This window comes from Moellerella wisconsensis, from assembly GCF_022592395.1.
Taxonomy (GTDB): domain Bacteria; phylum Pseudomonadota; class Gammaproteobacteria; order Enterobacterales; family Enterobacteriaceae; genus Moellerella; species Moellerella wisconsensis.
In genome coordinates, this window is record NZ_CP093242.1 from 3,350,951 (window position 1) to 3,375,094 (window position 24,144).

The following is a 24,144-nucleotide window of genomic DNA, read 5'->3' on the forward strand; positions in this document are numbered from 1 at the left end:
TGAATGAATTAGATCAGACAATAAAATTACGTATTATTCAATTAGAACGAATCGCTTCTATTTTATTCTTTTTACTTCCACTGGTTATTTTATTGATTATAGGGAAAATATTTGCTAACTATATTTTATATTTATGGCAGGGATATTGTCTTCTTTATATTTTACTTTATAGATATACAATCAGAAAACTTTCAAATCATCATGAAAAGATAATGATTCGGAGATATAGAGAATATAATCGATTTTATCGTCTTAGTTGGGGATATATTATTTTATCAGTGCTTTTTATGATGGGATATTACTTTTACTCTAACTAGTATCCAGATTTAAATTGGACTAGCAAATTTATAAATTAACTCAGGCAGAGGTCTATTTTAGATTGCCTGAGTTATAAATTTATTTATCCATTTTTCCATAAGAATTAATATAGCGTGTAGCAAGAGCTTGAGCTTTATTTAATTCACTGGCAGTCAGTTGTTTTTCTATTTTTTTCTGTAATCGACTACTTTCTTTATTTCCATTATCTATTGCTACGGCTAACCACGCATAAGCCTGAACTAAATTTTTCGTTACACCTTTACCTTCAGCATACATACCGCCGAGACGATCTTGTGCTTTACCATCATGCTGTTTTGCCGCTTTACGGTACCAAAAAACAGCTTTTGTATAATCTTGATCAACGCCACTGCCGGTTGAATACAGTTGCCCCATTTGAAACTGAGCAAGATCATAGCCACCTTGAGCCGCTAATTTAAACCAATAAGCCGCTTTTTTAAGATCTTGAGTGACACCTAATCCTTGAGCGTACATCATCGCCATATTGCTTTGTGCACGAGTATTGCCCTGTGCCGCTGCTTTCTCGTACCAACTGATAGCCTGCTCATAATCCCTACGGACACCAAATCCATTCACATACATAGTACCTAATTTAAACTGAGCTTCAGCATTTCCTTGCTCACCGGCTTTTAAATACCATTCGGCAGCTTGTTTAGTATCTTGAGAGACCCCTGTACCCGAGAAATAGTTTTCACCGAGCTGAAATTGCGCCTGAATATTACCTTGTTCCGCCGCTTGTTTTAATTGTTCTATCGTCTGTTCGGGTTTAGGTGGAACTGCAATAGCATTGAATGAAAATGAACTAAAACAAATCGAGCCAACAAATAACGCTAAACATAACTTTTTCATTCAGTAAAAACTCCATCAATAAATCAAAACGACCACCTAAATGACAATCTGCAGCTAACTCCTGAAATAGACTAAGCCTAAATTTAATTCTTTAATAGTCAAATTTCATTTCAATACATTACGAATAAGAAAATTTACTTTATTTAGTTTTCTACTATTTGTAATAACGCCTATTTTTACCGCTATAATCCATAAAAATGAATTTTATTATTCCGTAAAGAGTTAGATATCTGCAGCTATCAACCATTAAACACGATTCTCTGAATAAATAACAATCGATAAATCCTAAATATTACTTACTTTTGTTATTCTAGCAGCTAATACACAGGAAATTATTCAATAAACCTGTGTATTAGCCTATTATCGGCTCAGTTAAGTTACACCTTAACGTGATAAAGTTTTTGCAGATAATCAGCGACTGCGTCATCTCGATTTGAGCCTATCACTTCCATATGTGGCAGAATATCTTTCAGCATTTGATGAGCATTTTCCATGATACAGCCTTTACCTGCCATTTCTAGCATTTCACGGTCGTTCATACCGTCACCAAACGCAATACAATCAGATAATTGATAACCTTCTAATTCAGCCACTTGCTTTAATGCACGCCCTTTAGAGACCCCTCCTGCCATAATTTCTAGACAGTTTCGCAAAGAGAACGTCACATTGACTCTCTCTTGCCAACGCTCTTCGATCCGTTGCTGCAATGCCACTAAAAGATCATGATCTTCACTGGTAAAATAAACTTTGCATACTTCAGAGGTATCAAAATCACGAGGATCGAATAACTTATAATTAAATACCGATTCTTTAAAAAACTCTTTTTGTTCAGGACTTTCGCGATTGATCAACCACTCATCACCTCGATAGTAATTAGTCAAAATCTCAGGATGTTCAAATTCAATTAAACACAGATCTTGGACAATCTCAGGCTCGACATTATGGCTAAAGATCAATTCACCTTGTGCATTATGTACTCTCGCACCATTGGATGTGATCATATACGCGTCAATTTCTAACCCATCTCTAATTTGCCCGACATCTATATGATGACGCCCTGTAGCAAAAACAAAGTGAATACCTTGTTTTGTCAATAATTTCAGGGTTTGTTTAGTCAAAGGGGTTAGGTCATGGTTCGGTGATAACAATGTACCATCTAAATCTGAAGCAACTACTGGATATTTCATGCATTTTTCCTAGCTAACTTAAAACTGATCAAAAAAATCACAGATTGAATTGAGAGCCATCGCACGCAATGCGTCACTTTCAAACAAGATTTCATGATGAGCCCCTTCAATAACTAAAGGCATTTTTTCATCTCTTCCTGTTTGAGCCGCCCGTCTCGCATCACAAAAAGCCATCAGCTCACGGTTACTGACGACTTTATCTTCACTCGCTAGCAAGACCATGAGCGGCAGATCAATCTCTCCGGCTTTAGCTATCAACTGCTTACCAATCGCAAAACTTTCGCGGATCCAATGGTATGTGGGACCGCCTAAACGTAACTCAGGATAATCTGCGTAATAGCGTAAATAGCGCCGATAACGCTCATAACTGTGGGTTAACACATTAATCAAGTAGGGTAATGGCTGCCATTTGCCGGTAGAAACCGCATAATCGTTACGAATAGCTGACCGCGGTTCTGCTCTTTCAACAATAAAATTAGCCAGCCAGCCTGGTAGTGGCAAATTAATCCCAATCATTGGTGCACACAATGCAGCCGCATCAAAAGTAATACTATCACGCAGCAAATAGCCGCTGAGAATAGCCCCCCCCATTGAATGCGCAACGGCAAAGCATTTGAGGTAATGCCGACATTTAACTTCTAACTCAATAAAAGTCTGAAAATCATCAATATAGTCACTAAATTTTTCAACGTGCCCTTTTTGCGGATCTGCGAGCATACGACCAGATCGCCCTTGCCCACGATGATCAATAATAAAAATATCGTAACCAAGATGGAAAAAATCGTAGGCTACTTCTGGATATTTAATATAGCTTTCGCTTCTACCAGGGGAGATTACAATGGCTTTATTATGCGATGAATTAATAAAACGGACATAACGGATGGGTATATTATCAATGCCAAGAAATTGGTCTTCTTCGCGTTGATTCCAAAAGTCTAAAAGAGAACCATTAGTAAAAGCAGAAAATTGCGTTTCTCGGGTTAACCAACTCTCTTTTAAACTTTCTGCATTCATTCTATCTTCCTTTATTCATCATGCCCTGCTAAATGATCACGGATTAACACCATAAATGAATCACCGAAGCGCTCTAATTTACGCTCTCCAACGCCATTTATTAATAATAATTCAGCTGAAGTTGTTGGACAATGCTCTGCCATTTCAATCAGTGTCGCATCATTAAATACAACAAACGGCGGAATATTATCTTCATCGGCTATCGACTTTCTGAGTTTACGCAGTTTCGCAAATAATTTCTTATCATAATTACCTTGATAGGTTTTATTATTCTGATTACGCGTTTTGACCGATAATACTCGAGGTACTGCCAGTTGCAATGGAACTTCACCCCGCAAAACAGGCCTCGCTGATTCAGTCAGTTGTAACGCAGAAAAGCGCGATATATTTTGAATAATCATGCCACGATGAATTAATTGGCGTAAAATACTTACCCAATATTCATTGGTTTGCTCTCGACCAATGCCATATACCGGTAATTTATCATGACCTAATTCTCGAATACGTTGGTTATTTGAACCCCGTAATACTTCAACGATATAACCGATACCAAAACGCTGCCCAACACGATAAATGCAGGAAAGTGCTTTTTGTGCATCCACTAAACCATCATATTGTTTCGGCGGATCAAGGCAGATATCGCAGTTATTACAGGCTGTTTGTCGATTTTCACCGAAGTAATTTAATAAAACTAAGCGGCGACAAGTTTGAGCCTCAGCAAAAGCAGTGATTGCATTTAATTTATGCCGCTCAATATCTTGCTGCATCCCCGGTGTTTTTTCTTCTAAACAACGACGTAACCAAGCTAAATCAGCAGGATCATAAAATAATATAGCCTCTGCAGGTAGGCCATCTCGCCCCGCTCTGCCCGTTTCTTGATAATAGGATTCTATATTGCGAGGAATATCAAAATGAGCCACAAAACGCACGTTAGATTTATTAATACCCATACCAAAAGCCACAGTAGCAACTACCACCTGCAAATCATCTTTTTGAAATGCATCTTGTACCCATTCACGCTGCTGAGTTTCTAATCCCGCATGATAGGCGGCAGCACTCAAGCCGCGTTTCTGTAAACGCCCGGCAATTTCTTCTACTTTGTTGCGGCTATTGCAATAAACAATACCTGATTTACCTTTTTGCCCTTTAATAAAAAACCAAAGTTGATCTAAAGGTTTATATTTTTCTACTAAGGTGTAACGAATATTAGGGCGATCAAAACTACTGATATGAACCAAGGGCGAGCGCATTTCTAACAAGCGAATAATATCACTGCGTGTTGTATCATCAGCGGTAGCGGTTAATGCTATCACTGGCAAATTAGTGAAACGGCGTCTTAATTGACCTAAAGCACGGTATTCAGGTCTAAAATCATGCCCCCACTGGGAAATACAGTGGGCTTCGTCCACCGCCAATAAGCCTAAATTCCAGCTTTCGAGCTGATCTAAAAAATTGTCTGTCAATAATCGTTCAGGGGCGACATACAATAAACGTATCTTTCCACTACGGCAATTATCTAAAATTTCACGTTGCTGTAGCGATGTTTGTGTTGAATTAAGATAGGCTGCATCAACGCCTTGAAGCGTTAACTGATCCACTTGATCTTTCATCAAAGAAATTAACGGAGAAACCACCAGCGTCAACCCTTCTCGTACCAACGCCGGAATTTGATAACACAGAGATTTACCGCCCCCCGTTGGCATGATGACGAGACAATCCTGATTATCCAAAATAGTTCGAATAACGTCTTCTTGTCCGGGTCTGAAATGTTGATAACCAAAAGTACTATTTAGTACACTTTCCGCTAACAACAGAGAGTCAATAACTTCTGCGGTCGACACGCGATTCCTCGAATTACACCAGTGTTTATGCCCTATCGGCAAAAGAAAGAAAACTAGCAGATATCTTGCTCAGCCAATAAGATTGTTCAGGCTATCATGGCTAAATACCACGCAAGTATTTATATTGATTAGCTATATTGCTTAGATATATTTATTAAATATATTTCTTAAATATATTGTACAGCACCATTATTCAGCGCTTAAAGTGAATCAATTAAGATGAATTAAGCCAGATAAAAATATCACAATGAATAAATAACACCCCAAAACAACCACTTTATTGCCTGCTAATATGATAGCGGCTGAGCACTTATCAGTTTGATACAAAAATGCTACGCGCCTATATAAGCATCAACGCCCATAATAGCCTCGGTTACCTCACTAATGAGGTTGAATCTAACACAAAAATCCCGCCTATTCACATCTTAATCCCCGCCAATCCCCAACCTATACAGTTGGAGATTAAGCGGATTTTTACTTACATTATATCATTCAACATGATGCCGAGGCCGATTCGGGTTTGACGAAAATTGTAATCAATCATCGATTCGCCATAACCGCTGAATAACTGGCTATATAAGCGCACATGTTTAGTCAGCGGATAGCTCCACCCTAACTCTGCTGCCCCATAACCGGTATTCCAGTTATACCGGCTGGTAACGGTAATGACGTTCTTATCATCCAATGCATAGCCGACTTTTAAACGATAATAACCCATGTATTTATTAATATCGGGATTATCATCACTACCACGGCTCTCGTTCAATCGATACCATGGTTTTAAATCGACCTGCCAATCACCCTTTTGGGCCATAAAACGCGCATAAATACGATTCCAGCTACGAGAGGTAGGATCTGATCGACCATTTGATTCATGGTTAAAACCTGTTTCAATTTCACGGAAAGTCCAACCAGCAAATTGATAATCCGTTAACCAGCCAATAAATAATTGTGGTTCATAATTGGTTTCACGGAACGGCGATGACTCTTTTTTATTACTGAGCTGCCACCAAGAACGCTGTGTATAGGATGCTGCTAATACAGAGTTATCCCCCGCAATACCACGCCACAGAGGAAATGCCAGGCTCAGTTGAAATTTAACTTCATCATCGAGGGCATCTTTGCCCCAATCATAACTCTTAATCGCCTGTTTATTTAAATCTGAGGTATAGGTATAAATAATATAATTCGACTCATAAGGATATAAAACAAATGGATTATCATAGTTTTGCATTAATCCTGAAAGAATACTTCCTCTGATCATTGTCGAATTATTAGACGTTTGGGGTTGATCAGTCTCCTGATCAGGGTTTTGTGCAGCAAAGAGGACAATCGGCCAAAACAGTGCAACACTGATTAAATTCCGTAACGCATGCATCCTTCACATTCCTATTCATCACAAAAATAACACTTGTATATGCATTCATTTTACACATAAACATTGAGATATATCGAATATTTATTATCCAAAGAAAATTAAGTTTAATCATACAAAGACAAAAAGATTATCAAATGCTAGGTTTATGTTAATAATTGCTACCAAAGGTTAACAAACATGCACAAAAAAATTTATACGTTAGAACAAGCTACCCAACTGATGAGCGATGCCTTTATCTATAAAATGCCATTTAATCAGCTAATTGGCATAAAACTTATGCGACTAGAAATGGATTTTGTTCAATTAGCGCTGGATAATAAAGCCGAATTAATTGGCAATTTTAGTCAGCAAATATTACATGGAGGCGTTATTGCTGCCATTTTAGATGTTGCCGGAGGAATGGTATGTATTAATCAACTGCTAACACGCATTGAACCGTTATCTCACGAGATGATTATTGACCGTATGTCACGTATGGGAACGATTGATTTGCGTGTTGATTATTTGCGTCCTGGCCGTGGGAATAAATTTATCGCAAGCGCCAATATTTTACGTAATGGCAATAAAATATCCGTTACCCGCTCTGAACTACATAATGATAAAAATCAACATATTGCTAGTGCAACAGCCACTTATTTAGTCGGATAACAGTAAATTTATACTTATAACTTGAATAATAGTATGAGACTAAATAAGCACTAATAAATATAAAATAGAAATAGTCACTAGCGTAATTAAAACACTTGTAAATTTAACTGCCCAATGTCACATTATCAACTCATTAACTGGGGTTTATCGCAGCCCATCTTTCAGCGATCAATCAATATTTGGTCTTTCGGACTTTTTCTAATTATCAGAGTTAATAATGAGCCAGCAAAACACAACCAAAGGCGTATTATGTGCTTTAGGTGCCTATTTTATCTGGGGTATTGCCCCGATTTATTTTAAAAGTATCCAACAAGTTCCCGCAGAAGAAATCCTGACTCATCGTATTATTTGGTCATTCTTTTTTATGCTGGCATTACTCACCGTGACGAAACATTGGTGTTATGTTCGTCAGGTTATTAAACAACCTAAAAAATTACTTGTTTTAGTCATTACCGCAGTAACTATTGCTACTAACTGGTTGATTTATATCTGGGCGGTGAATAATGGGTATATGTTACAAGCCAGCTTAGGTTATTTTATTAACCCGTTGGTCAATGTATTATTTGGTATGTTATTTTTGCATGAACGTTTTCGTCGTATGCAATGGGTTGCCGTCTGTTTAGCCGTGACTGGTGTGTTAATCCAATTGTGGCAATTCGGCTCAGTGCCTATTATTGGCTTAAGCTTAGCATTCAGTTTTGCTCTTTACGGATTATTACGTAAAAAATTGGCGATTGATGCACAAACCGGCATGATGTTTGAAACTCTCTGGTTACTACCTATTGGTGTAATTTATCTGCTCTGTTTTGCCGACAGCCCAACCAGTAATATGTCACTCAATAGCTGGAATTTGAATCTATTACTCATTGCGGCGGGCATTATCACCACGGTTCCTTTACTATTATTTACGGAAGCGGCTAACCATCTACGCCTATCAACACTGGGATTCTTTCAGTATTTAGGTCCAACAATTATGTTTTTATTAGCCGTATTAGTATATGGCGAACATGTCACTACCGAATTGTTAGTCACCTTTGGATTTATCTGGTTTGCATTAATTCTATTTACTTTAGATGCTCTATATACCCAAAGAAAATTACGTAAAAAATAATCTTTATTATGTATCTCTCTCTCATTCTGTCGATTATTAATCCATTATGAGAGAGATTATATTAAAAACATCAATACTATTAATGTTTTAATATTTAATGTGTTTAATGGATTTAATTAAATAACAAATTGTATTAAATCTAATATCAGAGACTGATTCAAAATTAATCTTAAAATTTACAATGTATAATCAAAACAATAAGATAATTAATTTATCACTCTAAAAATATAATTAACTTAATAAATTAGTTTTTATATCTTAAGCTTACTCATAATTACGATATAAATAATTTACTTTCTTTTCATTTAGTTATAAAAAATAATGGCTAATTATCGACTAACTTCTATCTTATCCTATGATTTATAACATAAAGTTTTTTACTTGTTGTTATAAATAATTAATTGCTTAAATAGTATTAGGTCTTTATATTGTACGCCGATTGCATCCACCCCAGCGGATGGTGATGGTCCGTTTCATCACTGACGTTTCATTAAAGTGCGCACGAGGATTTATAACAAATTTCTGGTGCGAGGTTTTCTGAAATTGGTTGCAGTATCGGTTTTAACCTAGTGAATTTGAATCAAAATCAATAGGCAACCGTATCTATCTTTTAAACCATTGTGTGGTATTTATTGCTTAACGTTATATCGCTATAACGTTGGTTATATTGCTGCATTTTAGCTTCACTCCGCCTGTTTTATTCAGAAAGAGTTGATACGTTTTAAGGCTTTTGGGAAGGGCTTATAAATGCAACAGAATAACGTTCACATGAAGCGTGTACTCACCACGCCTGCATTAGTATTTTTCGGATTAGCCTATATGGTGCCACTCGGCATTTTTACAACCTATGGGCAAGTCACGGTACTAAGCGAAGGTCATCTACCTATCGCTTATATCATTACTCTCTCTGCGGTTCTATTTACCGCTCTCAGCTATTGCCGTATGACCCATGCATTGCCACTTTCTGGCTCCGCATATTCTTACGTACAAAAAACATTTGGCGGTAATCTCGGTTTTGTGGTTGGTTGGGCACAATTACTAGATTACTTATTTTTACCCATTATTAATTATATTGCTATTGGTATTTTCGTTCATGAAGCCTTTCCGGCAATACCAATGAGCGTTATTATTTGCTCAACGATACTGATTGTAAGTGGTTTAAATATTCTGGGGATCCGTCTCGTTAACTCAATGAATATGCTGATTATTTTTATGCAATTAGTATTCATCGGTATATTTTTATATTTAAGTTTTAAAACCTCATTTACCTTAGATACCGAGGCTTTACTGGCACCTATCACCGTGGCGTCAAATCAAATGTCTGGTGTCTTTGGCGGTGCCGCGATCCTCTGTTTAGCTTTCTTAGGATTTGATGCTATCTCAACCATGGCAGAAGAGACTAAAGATGCACGCCGAGCATTACCAAAAGCGATTCTATATACTGTATTTATCGCGGGTGCCCTATTTATTATTATTTCTTATAGCGCGCATTTAATTTATCCGCTATGGCAAGATTTTATTCCTAACCCAGATATTGCTAGCTTAGCGGTAATGGAAAAAGTTGGCGGCGCAATGATGGCTTCCAGTTTTATTACGGCCTATGTGATTGGTGTATTCGCCTCAGCAATGACATCTCAGGCTAGTATTGTGCGCATCCTGTATGCCATGGGTCGTGAAGGCGTATTACCTCGTCCTCTGTTTGCCTATTTGCATCCACGCCTTAATACCCCAGTATTCTCGATTATTTTTGTCGCGATAGCCTCATTATTATCATTGATTCTTTCATTAGGCATGGTTGCATCAATGATTAGCTTTGGTGCATTAATTGCCTTTACTTTTGTAAATCTGACGGTAATCAAACATTTCATTATCGATAGTAAAGAAAAACTTACTGCCAAACAGTATGTTACTTGCTTCATACTGCCTTCGATTGGTGTACTGCTGACTCTTTGGCTATGGACTAGCCTTGACCGCGAAGCCTTTACGGTTGGATTAATCTGGCTCGGAATTGGCGTGCTTTATCTTACATTACTCACACGAGGTTTTACTCGAACACCGCCGGCAATTTCTGATGATGAAGTTAATATGATTATTAATTAAACATATTATCAAGTTATTACTGCGGAAGAGCGCACCACTCTTCCGTTGTTTTTTCTCTCGGCATAACTATATAGCCTTTAGCATAACTATATAGATAATGATGCCGCTTATTATGGATTGGTTGCAAAATGAACAATAAAGTTGCAGATGTTATTTATTTCAATGGTTATATTTATACTGCTGACCAACAAAATACCGTTGTTGACTCTATCGCTGTTGCAGATGGTTATATCCTCGCTTGTGGCAGCGCAGAGCAATTACAGCGTTATGTCGGACCAGAAACCGAGAGTATTGATCTCGAAGGTAAAATGATGATGCCCGGTATCATTGATGGCCACATGCATCCCTTCTGGGGAGGTGTACAGTTATTTGGCTGTCATCTAAATTATGAATCGCTGACTATCGATGAAATATTGCAACGGGTTCAATCTCACTTAGATAAAGATCCACGTACTGGTGAAAATGACTGGCTCAAAGTTACGGCATGGTTGCGTCAAGGAATGCTACCAGCAGGTATTGATATGTATCGTGAAGATATGGATCGATTGAACACCAAACGCCCTGTCGTCCTATTTTCCAATGACTGCCATACTTTGTTAGCAAATAGTCGAGCTCTAGAATTACTTGGTATCACCAAAGAAACACCCACTCCACCGGATGGTAAAATTGGCAAGCATCCTAATGGAGAGTTAAACGGAATTTTAGAAGATGCTCCAGCTATGCGTGCAGCAGACAGCATTCCGTCTATTCGAGATGATCAGGCCGTAGAAGTCGCTGAGTTGGTTCAAAAAGTATTAAATCAGCAAGGTGTCACTACGGTCATGGATGCTCGTGTTTCAGAGCAGCAATTAGCCGCTTTTGCTGAATTACAACAACGCAACGATTTAACGGTTCGTTTTCAAGCCGCTCGGGAAATTACTCCTGATGAAACGCCGGATATAGCATCCGTAGCAGCAGCGGTCGATAAAGCCGTTGCATTCGCTAAACAATGGCACCAAGCAGAATGGACGCCAGCACCGGGTATTGGTCTGCGAAATATCAAGATGTTTGTCGATGGTGTTTTACAATATCCAACCATGACAGCCTCTTTATTGGCACCTTATCGCGTCAATAAAGGCTCAGAAACACAACCCGATTGGCAAGAAACTGACAACTATGGTGACCTTTATTTCACCGCTGAAATCTTAGATGAACTGTTAGAAAAAATTGCGGCCGCAGGCTACGATCCGCATTTGCATACTGTTGGCGAAGGAGCAATTTCGATTGTATTAGATGCGATTGAAAAAATGCGTATTGCACATCCAGAAAAAGATATTCGCCCTGGTCTCGCACATAATGAATTAGTTAATCCTAAAGATTATCAACGATTTGCTCGGTTAGGTACGATTGCTTGTCTATCATTTCAATGGGCCGCACCGACACCTGAGCTGTCTGAATTTGAGCGCAATATGGTTGGCGAAACCCGATTTCAAGACCTTGAGCCTATCGCCAAATTTATTGATGCCGGCGCAACAGTCGCTTTTGGTAGCGACTGGCCAATCGATGATTTCGATGAATGGTATGATTTGAAGGTAGCAGCAACACGTCGAGGTCATGATATCGATGGAAAAAAAGCGCCTCGGCTCGATACTGATCGCAATTTAACTGTGACGGAAGTTTTGCGTGCAGCAACCATTGATTCAGCTTATGCCCAACATCGAGAAGAGGTGATTGGTTCGTTAGAGCCAGGCAAATTTGCTGATATGATTATTTTGGACCGCAATGTGTTCCAAATTCTGCCTGATGATATCGCTAACGTTAAAGTACTTTGTACGATTGTCGGTGGTAAAACAGTACATATTGTTCATTAATTTGTTACTGATATAAATTAATTAAATCGGATGATGCTATTACGTAGATCATCCGATTTTTATGTATAAATCTAAAAAAACTTATTACTTAAATAATAGAGCTGAGAATAATAGCCCCTGTACTTCTCGCTGGCTCAAAACAAGAGATTGCTGGTTTGGAAAGATCCATTGAATGTTCTCCCTTCGATATATAACTCATTTGATCGACAGAAAAACCTGATATTTGATTTTTTAGCATCTCATTATGATCAGCGATATTATTTTTATTAATAATATTAGATAAATTATAAACTGTCTCTTGTATTAGATGTATAAGATTTTGTTTTGCTATTTTTTCAGCATCAAGCTCAGCTGAATAATTATCTTCAGAGATTTCCTCAATAAATTTAACTCGCTTTTCTAACTCAGGTAATTGGCTAATATAATCTTCAGTATCATTGTAATGTGCTAAATCGTTAGAAACACTTTGACTAAATTGCCGATATTTTTCATTATCGCCACTTCTTTCACTATAAATTGACATCAGTGCATCACTTTTAATCAATAAACGTTGAGAACGCAACTCTGTTGTACTTACCTGCCACTCATAAAGTTTTAATTCAAAACTATTTTGCTTATTATAAATATCTTCAAATAACGTAATTATATTTTTAGGGATTTGATCAATATTCATATCAGCGAATGATATGGTTTCATTCGCTTCGATCATCATTATTTTATTAAAATAACGTTGATCAATAAAGTTTTTATGAGCAACAACATCATTTAGCTCATTATTTATCACATTTATATTTTTCTCTAAATTAATTAGTTCCATTACTGTATATGGAGAGTTGCTCTCAGGAATTTTTGCTAATTCAGCTAATGGTATTCCTCTTTCAATATCTGCCTCCATATATTCTCTACTATTATTCACTCCATTCATTATGGCAATATCAATTGATTTCACTAACATGTCTACTAGATTAGTATATTCATCCGCATTAGCATTCTCAAAATAATTATTTTTTATATTATTTAATTCATTAATTGAATCCACTAATGTTTTTTTGTATTCAAAATATAAATCAGATAACACAGGAAATTGATGCTTAGCCGTAGAAACTCTAATTTGCATATCAATTTCTTGATTTATTTCATGATTATCTTTATTATTAATATCCATATTTATTATATATCCTTCTATAGTTAAATTTAATGAATAAGAAAAAGCGACATAAATAAAAAGAGTAATATATAATTAAACTAAAATCATAACCAGAATGGAAACTAATTATGTGTAAATTAAAGCCATAATCTATATTAAATAATAACTTATATTCTAATTATAAAAAATCAATATTATTAATACTGTTTGAAAATAAAATTAAAAATTAATAAATAGTAGATATTAAAAACAAAAATTATATGAAATTATAATTCAACATTTAAAACAAACAATCTATTGAGTATTATATTGGCATAGATATGATAAAAATTACACTATCAACACTCTGATTATCACAATAACTTATATTATTAATTAAATAATCAACACCAGAAGTATTTATTGCATCACTACTAAGAGTGAACTCATCATCCAAAATATTTGATTGCATATTATAAAGACTCATCTTTATTATCTCGTTTATAGATTTTTGACATAATACAATGATATAAGATTTCTATTATTAGATAGTCCATTACCTAAAATATCTCCAGTTTGTATACACTATTACTATAAGTTAGTTTCATAAGTTAATTGTTATTTAATCACTTTTATTATTTATATTAATTTATTAGTAATTTTCTAACAATAACTTACTCCTCATATAATACACATTTACTTCTCCGATAATCTCCTTCAATAAGGAGTTTGAACATTACTAGAGAATCAAAAATAAAACAATAAGCTTTAGCTGTAAATAGGCTGAATAAAAAGCCCACCTCTAAATAAGAGGTGGTAATAGGCTAATTAATTTATCTTGTTATAAATGAAAAATTAAAATACTTTTTGACTGAGGAACCAGCCCGCAATACTACAACGTTCTATATTTGTTGGCAGAACTTCATGAGGGAAATCTTCTGACATAAATATCACTAACCGGCCACCGATAGGATCGACGGTCGCTAATTGCTGATCATCATTATTGAACATGGCCAACTCACCACCATCACCCAGCTGCCAAAATTCATTTAGATACAGTACGGTAGTTACTTTACGTAGCCCTTTACCTTGAAAATTATCACAGTGTTTTTTATAAAATGCCCCCTGTGGATAACGGCAATAGTGCGTTTCGAAATCACGTAAACCGAGATACAACTGCCGATTAATGAGTTGCCTTAATTCTTCCATTTTATCCATATAAAGGGCTATTGGTTCACCCATCTCAGGCTCTAACCAAAGAGTTTGATCACCACGGATATTTTTATTCTCTTGTAACTTCTCACCATTACCAATACGTGCATCAGTAAGCTGCTGCGGAATAGCCAGCTTGATTTCCTGCACTTGTTTCAAACTCAAAAAATCGTCCCAGATATACCAGCCCTGAGTCGCTAAAGCGTCAATTAAATGTTCAGATTTCATGATAATTTAACCTTCAGTTAAATGGAGTGATTTTATACTTCACAAACTGGAAAATATAAAATTAAAAACTTAAATCGCAAGGATTAAATTAGCATATCAAGAATAAAGTTAAATCATAGGTCGGATTATAGGCATAGCTTAAGCTAAGAAATTATCAGCTAAAAATAGGTCAGTGAAATAAGAACAATATTAAATAGATAGCCTCAAAAAAAGCGTGAATAGAGCAGAGTGATAGATAAGATTCAACGAGAATTGATAAATATATTGAAAAAATTAATCTTGTTGTAAAGAAAAAATACAGGGATGCCACGGCGATGATAACCCTACCACCGCGGCATAATGCAGCATATACAAAAAAGAATAAATATATCTAACCGATAAGAGAATAGTTTAAACGATTTCTAATCTCGCATAAGCCGCCACCAGCCATTTAATCCCTTGTCCTTGAAAAGCGACTTGCAATCGGCAATGCTCACCGCTGCCTTCCAAATTAATAATTGTGCCCTCACCAAATTTAGCGTGCATAACGCGTTGTCCTAGCGCATACCCACTATCATTGCTGCTAATTGGTGTCCCTAAGCGCTGATGATTTACAGGGCGTGAAACCGTAGCGCGTAGGCGTACTTCCTCTATACAGGCTTCAGGCAATTCGCCAATAAAACGAGAAGGACGGTGATACACTTCTTTGCCATATAAGCGTCGACTTTCAGCATAAGTGATCGTCAATTTTTCCATCGCGCGAGTAATCCCAACATAAGCCAAACGACGTTCTTCTTCTAAGCGGCCACTTTCATCCAATGACATTTGGCTGGGGAACATTCCTTCTTCAACACCGACCATAAAGACCACCGGAAATTCAAGACCTTTAGCAGAGTGTAATGTCATTAACTGAACAGCATCTTGATTAGCATCTGCTTGGCTCTCGCCTGATTCTAATGCTGCATGGGATAAAAAGGCCTGTAATGGCATTAAATCTTGATCTTCATCTTGATAGCTGAAATCACGTGTTGCATTAACTAATTCTTCTAAGTTTTCAATACGAGCTTGAGCTTTCTCGCCTTTTTCTTGCTCATACATCGCGCGTAGCCCAGAATCGTTAATGACTCGATCTGCTTGTCCGTGCAGAGGCAGTTCTTGCGTTTCTGTAGCTAAGGCATCAATTAACTCAAGGAAACGTTCAATGGCTGCGGCGGCTCGGCCACCAAGTATTTGTTCCCTAATTAAATATTCGCAACTTTCCCATAATGTTAATTTTTGCGCTCTAGCTGTTTGTCGAACCGTATCTAATGTACGCTCACCAATCCCACGCGTTGGTGTATTAACAACACGCTCAAACGAAGCATCATCATTACGATTAGCGATTAAGCGCAAATAAGAGAGTGCATCTTTAATTTCTTGACGCTCAAAGAAACGTTGGCCGCCATAAATTCGGTACGCCATGGCCCCTTGGATTAAGGCTTCTTCCAGTACTCGGGACTGAGCATTACTGCGGTATAAAATCGCGCAATCACGCAATGCTCCACCATTTTCATGCCACTGGCGGATTCGGCTCACGACATAACGCGATTCGTCTAATTCATTAAAAGCGCAGTAGAGAGAAATCGGCTCGCCATCGCCGCCTTCGGTCCATAAATTTTTACCTAATCGATCGCTATTATTCGCAATCAAAGTATTAGCGGCTTTCAAAATATTATTGGTTGAACGATAGTTCTGTTCAAGGCGGATAGTCTCCGCTCCCGGAAAGTCTTTCAAAAAACGCTGAATATTTTCAACTTGCGCACCACGCCAACCATAAATAGATTGGTCGTCATCCCCCACTATCATTACTTTACCTGTATCACCCGCCAATACTCTAATCCAAGCATATTGAATACTGTTAGTATCTTGAAACTCATCTACCAAAATATTGGTAAAGCGTTCACGATAATGATTAAGAATATGTGGTTTATTCAGCCATAATTCGTGGGCACGTAATAATAATTCAGCGAAATCAACTAACCCAGCACGATCACAAGCTTCTTGATAGGCTTGATAAACTTTAAGCCATGTTGATTCGACTGGGTTTCCATAGCTTTCGATATGCTGCGGGCGCAGACCTTCATCTTTTTTCCCATTGATGTACCACATACCCTGACGTGGCGGCCATTGTTTCTCGTCGAGATTCATCGCTTTAAGCAATCTACGGATCAATCGATATTGATCATCGCTATCGAGAATTTGAAAATCTTGGGGTAATCCAGCATCCATATAATGCTGGCGCAATAAGCGGTGGGCAAGACCATGAAACGTCCCAATCCACATACCGCCTTCGCTACTGCCTATCAATTGATTGATACGATGACGCATTTCTGCGGCTGCTTTATTGGTGAACGTCACCGCCATGATTGAGAACGGCGAAGCATGCTCTACTGACATCAGCCAAGCAATACGGTGTACCAAAACACGGGTTTTACCACTGCCCGCCCCCGCCAATACTAGGAGATTAGTTCGTGCTGCAGCCACTGCATCACGCTGTTTATCATTTAGGCCTTCGAGCAGATTAGAGACGTCCATAATTACCATCAAAGCAGTACAGCAGTATAAAACCACTGTGGATTTATCCAGAGAAAAGAATTATAACAGCGTCAGCAGAGAAGCCAAATTTGAAATTTCAATATGCGGAACTAACCGGCTCTCTTTTTCTGCCATTAACGTTTTATTGTCCATATTTATCCAGCACGCTTGCATACCGCTGCGGATAGCACCTTCGATATCGGTCTGTAAATTATCCCCTATATGCAAAATATTGTTGGCAGGAATATTTAATTTATCTGCGGCAGAGCAATACATATCACAATATGGCTTAGAGCGACCATCTGGGCCGGCTTTCAGAACAAACTGAAAATAATCATTTAAACCGCAAGCGGCAGGTTCTGCATTACCGTTAGTTATCGCCACTAAAGGAAGTTTTTCTGCTAATGCCGCTAATGTGGTATGCGTCGATTCCGGCACATTAATCTGATTACGCCAATAAGCAAAGTGAGCCATGATGTCATCCGCGCCTTGAATTGCTTGTTCTCGAGAATAACCGTAATGACACAGCATCATTTTTGCGGCTTGCCAACGCCATTCCGTCACATCATGATAAATATTGGCGTCTTGCTCGAGCAAGATCTGTCGATACGCATCGAGATCGTCATGATTAAATTGAGCAAAACGTAGATCAAATTCACGAATAAATTGCAAAACTTGCCGCTCAGTTTTTTCAATCACGGGATGGTTATCATACAACGTATCATCCAGATCAAACGTCATCGCTTTGATGGGGGCCAATGGTCGATAAAAATGCATTAAGATTTCTCCCTCTTTGCTCTGGGGTGAGCGACATCATAGACATTGGCTAAATGTTGGAAATCAAGATGGGTATAAATCTGAGTTGTTGACAGATTTGCATGTCCCAATAATTCCTGCACACCCCGTAAGTTGCCACTCGATTCCAAAATGTGGGTCGCAAATGAGTGACGAAGTTTATGGGGATTAATATGGCTATTCACACCCTGCTTAATACCCCATAGTGCAAAACGTTTTTGTACATTTCGCGCTGACATTCGTCGCCCACTCTGAGTAGAGACAAATATCGCATCATCTTCTGGCTCATATAATTCACGCATTTCAAGCCACTGCGTTAACCAGTTAACCGCCGTCCGCCCCAAAGGAACTTTGCGCTCTTTGCTGCCTTTCCCCATCACCCGGACTTCACCCGTTGAAAGTGAAACATGCGAGATGTCTAAACCAACCAGTTCAGAGAGACGGAGTCCCGCACCATACATAACTTCCAGCATCGTGCGATCTCTAATCGATAAGGGATCGCCTTGATCAATATTGAGTAACTGAGCGATTTCATCAACATCCATATTTTTCGGTAACGGTTTTTTTGCTTTTGGAGCCCGTACCGCTTTTACTGGATTCGCGGTTAATTCGCCTTGCTGTACCATCCAATCACAAAAACTGCGCAATGCAGATAAACGCAATGCCATGCTGGCAGATTGTAATCCTGCTCGTCGACTTTTCGCCGCAATATTACGTACGATCGGGGTATCCATTTTTGCCCAATCGTCAATTTTCATCTCCACCAGCATTTGGATCACCGTTGCCAATTGACGGCGATAATTAGTAATCGTGACCGCACTTAAACGTCGTTCAACTCGCAAATATTGTAAATATATCTCTGTTTTTTCTGCTAATTGCTCATGTAGTTGGCTACTCATAATCGAGAGATCCATTTCGACAATAAACGCGGCAGTAATTGTGCCAGCTTTTCCAACATCACCGTCCCCATTCCTGCCTGATAGTGCTGTCTATCTCGGCTTGTAAAAATGAGTACGCCTAACTCACCACAAGGGCCGAGTAACGAAATAGACACTGAACCTACATGCATGGTATTTGGCAGTAGTAACAGTAATTCCGAGCCGTTTAAACTGCCTAAATACGTTTTCTGCTCACCAAACCGTTGCAGGCGAATAGCGTCAAATTGAGGTCGATGAAGAACTAAATCTTGGGCATCAAGCGGCGCAGATAAATTCCACCGATCACTAAATAGTCGTATCGATGCACTAGATAAACCTAAATATTTCGCCCAACGGTTTAATCGATTTAACATTTCACTCAAACTACCGGCTGTTGCCAACTCGATGATTAGCGCTAATAGTTGATCAAATAACTGCTGGTTTTCTCTCGCTTGCTCGACGATAAACAGAATATCTTGCTCTAGCTGCTGCAGCTGAATACGCTGCCGATTCATAATCCATTCAGGTAATGAAACTGCGCCAATCACCGGATGCGGTACCTTCATTTGTTCAACTTGCAGGGCATTACGGAGAAAAAACTCCGGATGGTTTTGTAAATACTCCGCTACCGTCTGATCATCAAGATCAGCGGACACGCTGAGCTTTACATCTATTTTATCCATCATCGACCTCTTATTAACGCGCAAACGCCAAATAAGCTAGCAACATCAACGTTAGAACGCGATTATTGGGCTTAAATTTGTATAACGCCATCATATACATGAGTCGCGGGTCCTGTCATAAACAATGGTGTCCCCGGCCCTTCCCAACGAATTTCTAGTGATCCACCGGGTAAATCGACCTGTACATTATCGCTGAGCAGCCCCTGCTGAATACCAATCGCGACAGCCGCACATGCACCACTGCCGCATGCTTGGGTTTCTCCGGCACCTCGCTCATAAACTCGTAGACGAATATGACTCGGATTAATCACTTCCATAAAACCAATATTTGCTCTTTCAGGGAAACGTTCATGGCTTTCAAGCGCTGGACCGATTATTTCAACTTCGGCGGTAGTAATACTTTCAACTTGCACTACACAATGTGGATTACCCATCGATACAACACCACATAATACGGTTCTTTCTTCTGCTCGAATAATATAGGTTTTTTCTACCTTTACCGCGCGAAATGGTACTTTTTGGGGTTCAAATTCGGGTTCCCCCATATTGACACAAACATTATCGTTATCAGTAATATTGAGGGTCATACGCCCTGACTGGGTACTAACTTTAATTTGACGCTTATTAGTCAAACCTTTTAAGCGAACAAAGCGAGCAAAACAGCGCGCACCATTCCCACACTGTGCGACCTCACTTCCATCCGCATTAAAAATACGGTAATGAAAATCAAGTTCAGGATCGTAAGGCGCTTCGACCAATAATAATTGATCAAAACCAATACCTGTATGTCTGTCGGCTAAACGACAAATTAATTCTGGTGAAAAATAAACGTTTTGAGTGACGCCATCGACCACCATAAAATCATTGCCTAAACCATGCATTTTGGAAAAGTGCATATTATATCGCTCCGTAGAAACAACGCATTGTTTGGACTAATTTTTTATATTGCTATCATCTGATAGGCTTTGAGACGACGTTGTCTGCGAGCTATCGGTAGCATGGGTCGTTTCTAACGATTCAGGCGGAGAATAAAGCGGCCCTTTTAAACCACAACCAGAGAGAGAAAGTACTGCCATAAGAGCTAAAAATCCGCACAATTGTTTTTTCATTGTCTTTTTGCCTGTAATACTTGCATCATTATCCCCTATAATCGCTACCATGCGGACGAAAAGCAAATAGGAATTTAACTGATGAACGATACTGAATTCCATCAATTGGCCGACCAGTTGATGCAACAACTCGAAGAACAGCTCGATAATTACCTGGGTGATGCGGATATTGACTGTGAAACTAATGGCGGTGTAATGACACTCAGCTTTGAAGATGGCAGCAAAATTATTATTAATCGCCAAGAACCATTCCATCAAATTTGGCTAGCAACTCGTCAAGGCGGCTATCATTTTAATTATCAACAGCAACAGTGGATATGTGATCGTTCAGCAGGAAATTTTTTAGATATGCTTTCTGAGGCGGTAAGTGCTCAATGTGGCGAGAAATTCACATTTAATCACTAATTCTAGTTTTACACATTCAGGAAGACATAATCATCCTCCTGAATGTGTTTATTTAATCGCGGTTATTCTTTAAATTAAATAATGACTTTGATACTAATTATGCATTGAGCATACATCGGAATAATGTTTGTTTAATCGCCCATCGTCGCTGTTTACCTGCTCAGTAACTAATGCCCAAGCACCGCCAGCAAACGGAATGACTTGATTATGCCCATTATTTTTAATGATTTGATAAAATTGCGGTAAATTAAAATTAATGAAATTAGCACCATAGGTAAAGCGATCGTGTGATGAGGAATAAAAACGACTGACATCACGGACCAGCTCTTCTTTACTGCCTTCACAATGCGAGTAAATTTCCACGCGATTAGCCTCATCAAGCACATAAATATTAAAACCTTTGCCATCGTCGGTATTCTCAAAAAAGAATTGAACAATCCCTTCACTGGCATAACCATCAACTACCGCCGGCAAATGATGCGTCTCTTTGGCATTTAATTTTATCGGTAAGCCATGCAATTTATTATGCGAAATTGCCCCATAAAACTCGACCGCATTTTCCAATTTTTGTACCGAAACATTAAGCCGCTCGAAAAATAATCCCCACATTTGCCCGGCGATACGTAACGGTTTAAAACGCCCTGGATCATGCCGATTACTGGATAAACGTAACTCAACACACTCTGAAATTAGCTGCTGTACACGAGTTCGGATCAATCCACGTAAATGCTGGCTATAACAAAAAACTTCAACCGAATCAGGCGGAGAAGCATCTTGATGCATTTTCCCTAAAATTGTTTTTAACGCCTCAAGCATCGATTGCTCTCCGCTAAAATGCAACGTCCTAACTTCATTCCATGAATTACGATATAACAAATCGATACTGCCAATAAGGCACTGCTGAGGGTCACCAAAACTAAAGATATCTAACTTACGGAAATCAAAATGTACCACTTGGTTAGAAAATTCTTGCGTCGGATCTTGCTCTAAATTGACGATAATCGCTAAATGTCGAATTTCACACGGGCTATACAATGCCTTCGGTGTCGGGGCAGGTAAACGGATTGGAAAATGGCTCGAAACATCATCGATGAGTTCCAGTAATTTTTGTTTATCGCACTGAGACTGCCCATGATGCATATATACCGTTGATGACTCGGTTAATAAGCCATTAAAATAAGTCCATGCCACCAGTTTATTTAAATAACGATTATATTCTAGCGGTTGATGCCCAATAATTGTCTCAATCCCCGGCGCCTGATTATATAAATACCATCCACTGCGATTAGCCCTACCCGGAGGCACATAAATAAAAGTAAGATGATTTTCAGACAGATCCGGTGATATTTGTGGATTTACTAATGTCACTTTGCCCGGTAATGCTTCGAAGGCAGCATACAGTTTACGGGTCAGCACGCCGATATCTTGCGGGCTAGCGCTCACACTTAAATTATTGCGACGAGCAAAACGGATCAAGTTACGATAACTCTGCATCATGGTATCAAGCAATTCATTATGCGCTTCACGCACCCGCTCTATTTTCCATTGATGACGTTCATCAAGAATATTTAGCCGCTCTTTATCCCAACCCCATGATTCGACAAGCTGGCTTAAAATATGGCGACGCCAACCTGAGCAAGCATTTTGTGTTTCTTTGGACAGTTTTTCACAAACTTTAAGATAAAAACAACGTCGAATCAGATCAAGGCGGGTAAAGTCATGAATTTCAGTAAGATAGCGTGTAACTCTATCAAGCATTAAACAATAAGAATCTAAGCCATAACAAACGATTTCTCCCGCATGTAAATGCTGCTTAAATTCTAATCCCAGTAATTTCCCGGTCGGATAATCCCAAGAATAAGATTCTAATAAAATACTTTTTAAAACGGCCTTATAAGGTGAATCTACACTCTTATAGAGTTGCCACAAGCTTGCGCCGAAGTATTCCTCCGCAGAAAGTTCACCTAATCCGCCTAAATCTAACCATTCATTAGGAGCCAATACGCCTTGTGCGTACAGCGACATAACGTATTCATCATAATTATTTTCTTCTTCGACCGGCACCATTGTCCATAATAAACGCTTACCCGCCATACGTACTGCGGTGCGATAAAATTCATCAAGTAATAATATATGCTGGGTTGAACCACAATCTTCACCACCAAGATGGCCGCTCGCATGATGACGAAAACGATTTTCATCAATCAAAAATATAGTCACTTCAATGCCTAAAGAGGCAGCCCATTGCTCAATTAAGCTACATTTTTGCTGTAGTCGCTGTTTTTCTTCATTATCGAGCCAGGAAGGATGACAAACCCAAATATCTAAATCGGAGCAAATACTTTGGCCTATAGATGAAGTGCTGCCCATAGAATAGATACCAGTAAGTGGTAACTCACCACTCTCTGTTTGATGAATAACTTCACACGGCAAATATTTTTCAAACTGATTAAGCCAACCAAGTTGATGTGCATCTGGAGAGAAGTAACAAACACCATGAGGTACATGCCCTTCAATATAGCCAGGAAGCATAGGATGGTGATAATGAAACAAGACAGGCAACAGGCTATAGACTTGTTGAAAAGCCTCACTCATTGAGGATGTCGCCCGCTCTAACCGAAGTTGGTTGATTGCATCCAGTCTCTGCTTTAATGTTTCAATATAGAGGTACAAGAGTCTCGCCTGATTTGAACCAATCGTTAATGAAAATACTGGGGATATCAATCTATTAGGGACCACCCCCAACATCTATTAGGGATACTACTCCCCCAGCTCCCAACAAATATATCCGCTATACTTTTC

The 24,144-nt window shown here is 38.6% G+C and carries 19 protein-coding genes; 5 read left to right on the forward strand and 14 right to left on the reverse strand.

Annotation, left to right across the window (positions count from 1 at the left end; genetic code table 11):
* Positions 1-396 precede the first annotated feature (396 nt).
* The 5 genes from MNY66_RS14635 to pldA form a co-directional block, all read right to left on the reverse strand.
* Entirely contained in the window at positions 397-1,185 is a 789-nt protein-coding gene (locus MNY66_RS14635; RefSeq protein ID WP_047254957.1) for a tetratricopeptide repeat protein, read from the reverse strand.
* A 377-nt stretch (positions 1,186-1,562) separates the two neighbouring features.
* Positions 1,563-2,372 carry a sugar/pyridoxal phosphate phosphatase YigL gene (gene yigL / locus MNY66_RS14640; RefSeq protein ID WP_047254956.1) on the reverse strand — a complete coding sequence of 270 codons (810 nt, stop codon included), beginning with the start codon at positions 2,370-2,372 and terminating at the stop codon, positions 1,563-1,565.
* Positions 2,373-2,390: 18 nt separating this feature from the next.
* Complete coding sequence (pldB, locus tag MNY66_RS14645) at positions 2,391-3,386, reverse strand: lysophospholipase L2 (RefSeq protein ID WP_047254955.1); 996 nt, start codon at positions 3,384-3,386, stop codon at positions 2,391-2,393.
* Between the two features lie 11 nt (positions 3,387-3,397).
* Positions 3,398-5,227 carry an ATP-dependent DNA helicase RecQ gene (recQ, locus tag MNY66_RS14650; RefSeq protein ID WP_047254954.1) on the reverse strand — a complete coding sequence of 610 codons (1,830 nt, stop codon included), beginning with the start codon at positions 5,225-5,227 and terminating at the stop codon, positions 3,398-3,400.
* Positions 5,228-5,705: 478 nt separating this feature from the next.
* Positions 5,706-6,605 carry a phospholipase A gene (pldA, locus tag MNY66_RS14655; protein WP_047254953.1) on the reverse strand — a complete coding sequence of 300 codons (900 nt, stop codon included), beginning with the start codon at positions 6,603-6,605 and terminating at the stop codon, positions 5,706-5,708.
* A 177-nt stretch (positions 6,606-6,782) separates the two neighbouring features.
* Between pldA and MNY66_RS14660 the strand changes: the two genes are divergently transcribed.
* The 4 genes from MNY66_RS14660 (at position 6,783) to MNY66_RS14675 (ending at position 12,314) form a co-directional block, all read left to right on the forward strand.
* Positions 6,783-7,253 (forward strand): thioesterase family protein, encoded by a 471-nt coding sequence (locus MNY66_RS14660; protein ID WP_241501138.1) that lies wholly within the window; start codon positions 6,783-6,785, stop codon positions 7,251-7,253.
* A gap of 217 nt (positions 7,254-7,470) precedes the next feature.
* Entirely contained in the window at positions 7,471-8,364 is an 894-nt protein-coding gene (gene rarD, locus MNY66_RS14665) for an EamA family transporter RarD (RefSeq protein WP_047254951.1), read from the forward strand.
* A 747-nt stretch (positions 8,365-9,111) separates the two neighbouring features.
* On the forward strand, positions 9,112-10,464 hold the full coding sequence (locus MNY66_RS14670; protein ID WP_047257375.1) for an APC family permease: 1,353 nt from the start codon (positions 9,112-9,114) through the stop codon (positions 10,462-10,464).
* A 128-nt stretch (positions 10,465-10,592) separates the two neighbouring features.
* The gene (locus MNY66_RS14675) at positions 10,593-12,314 is read left to right on the forward strand and encodes an amidohydrolase (RefSeq protein WP_047257374.1); all 1,722 of its coding nucleotides are present in this window, start codon (positions 10,593-10,595) and stop codon (positions 12,312-12,314) included.
* Between the two features lie 88 nt (positions 12,315-12,402).
* Here the strand turns inward: MNY66_RS14675 and MNY66_RS14680 are convergent, their stop codons facing one another.
* The 8 genes from MNY66_RS14680 to lptM all read right to left on the reverse strand — a co-directional run bounded on the left by MNY66_RS14680 (position 12,403) and on the right by lptM (position 21,039).
* A complete protein-coding gene (locus tag MNY66_RS14680; RefSeq protein WP_047257373.1) occupies positions 12,403-13,479 on the reverse strand; it encodes a hypothetical protein in 1,077 nt (358 codons plus the stop codon).
* 816 nt (positions 13,480-14,295) lie between these two features.
* On the reverse strand, positions 14,296-14,880 hold the full coding sequence (locus tag MNY66_RS14685; RefSeq protein ID WP_241501139.1) for a 2OG-Fe(II) oxygenase: 585 nt from the start codon (positions 14,878-14,880) through the stop codon (positions 14,296-14,298).
* A 390-nt stretch (positions 14,881-15,270) separates the two neighbouring features.
* Complete coding sequence (gene uvrD, locus MNY66_RS14690) at positions 15,271-17,433, reverse strand: DNA helicase II (RefSeq protein WP_241501140.1); 2,163 nt, start codon at positions 17,431-17,433, stop codon at positions 15,271-15,273.
* Between the two features lie 60 nt (positions 17,434-17,493).
* Positions 17,494-18,210, reverse strand: coding sequence for a 5-amino-6-(5-phospho-D-ribitylamino)uracil phosphatase YigB (yigB, locus tag MNY66_RS14695; RefSeq protein WP_047254914.1), 717 nt, complete (start codon positions 18,208-18,210; stop codon positions 17,494-17,496).
* Positions 18,210-19,127, reverse strand: a complete 918-nt coding sequence (gene xerC / locus MNY66_RS14700) for a tyrosine recombinase XerC (RefSeq protein ID WP_241501141.1) — start codon at positions 19,125-19,127, stop codon at positions 18,210-18,212. The genes yigB and xerC overlap by 1 nt, the downstream gene beginning before the upstream one ends.
* The gene (locus MNY66_RS14705) at positions 19,124-19,828 is read right to left on the reverse strand and encodes a DUF484 domain-containing protein (protein WP_047254912.1); all 705 of its coding nucleotides are present in this window, start codon (positions 19,826-19,828) and stop codon (positions 19,124-19,126) included. The genes xerC and MNY66_RS14705 overlap by 4 nt, the downstream gene beginning before the upstream one ends.
* A gap of 71 nt (positions 19,829-19,899) precedes the next feature.
* On the reverse strand, positions 19,900-20,724 hold the full coding sequence (dapF, locus tag MNY66_RS14710) for a diaminopimelate epimerase (protein WP_047254911.1): 825 nt from the start codon (positions 20,722-20,724) through the stop codon (positions 19,900-19,902).
* A 36-nt stretch (positions 20,725-20,760) separates the two neighbouring features.
* Positions 20,761-21,039: an LPS translocon maturation chaperone LptM gene (gene lptM / locus MNY66_RS18100; RefSeq protein WP_047254910.1), complete on the reverse strand. Its 279-nt coding sequence runs from the start codon at positions 21,037-21,039 to the stop codon at positions 20,761-20,763.
* Between lptM and cyaY the strand changes: the two genes are divergently transcribed.
* Positions 21,019-21,342 (forward strand): iron donor protein CyaY, encoded by a 324-nt coding sequence (cyaY, locus tag MNY66_RS14720; RefSeq protein ID WP_047254909.1) that lies wholly within the window; start codon positions 21,019-21,021, stop codon positions 21,340-21,342. The genes lptM and cyaY overlap by 21 nt on opposite strands.
* A gap of 93 nt (positions 21,343-21,435) precedes the next feature.
* On the opposite strand, the gene MNY66_RS14725 is transcribed toward cyaY, so the two are convergent.
* Entirely contained in the window at positions 21,436-24,015 is a 2,580-nt protein-coding gene (locus tag MNY66_RS14725; protein ID WP_047254908.1) for a class I adenylate cyclase, read from the reverse strand.
* Between the last annotated feature and the right edge of the window lie 129 nt (positions 24,016-24,144).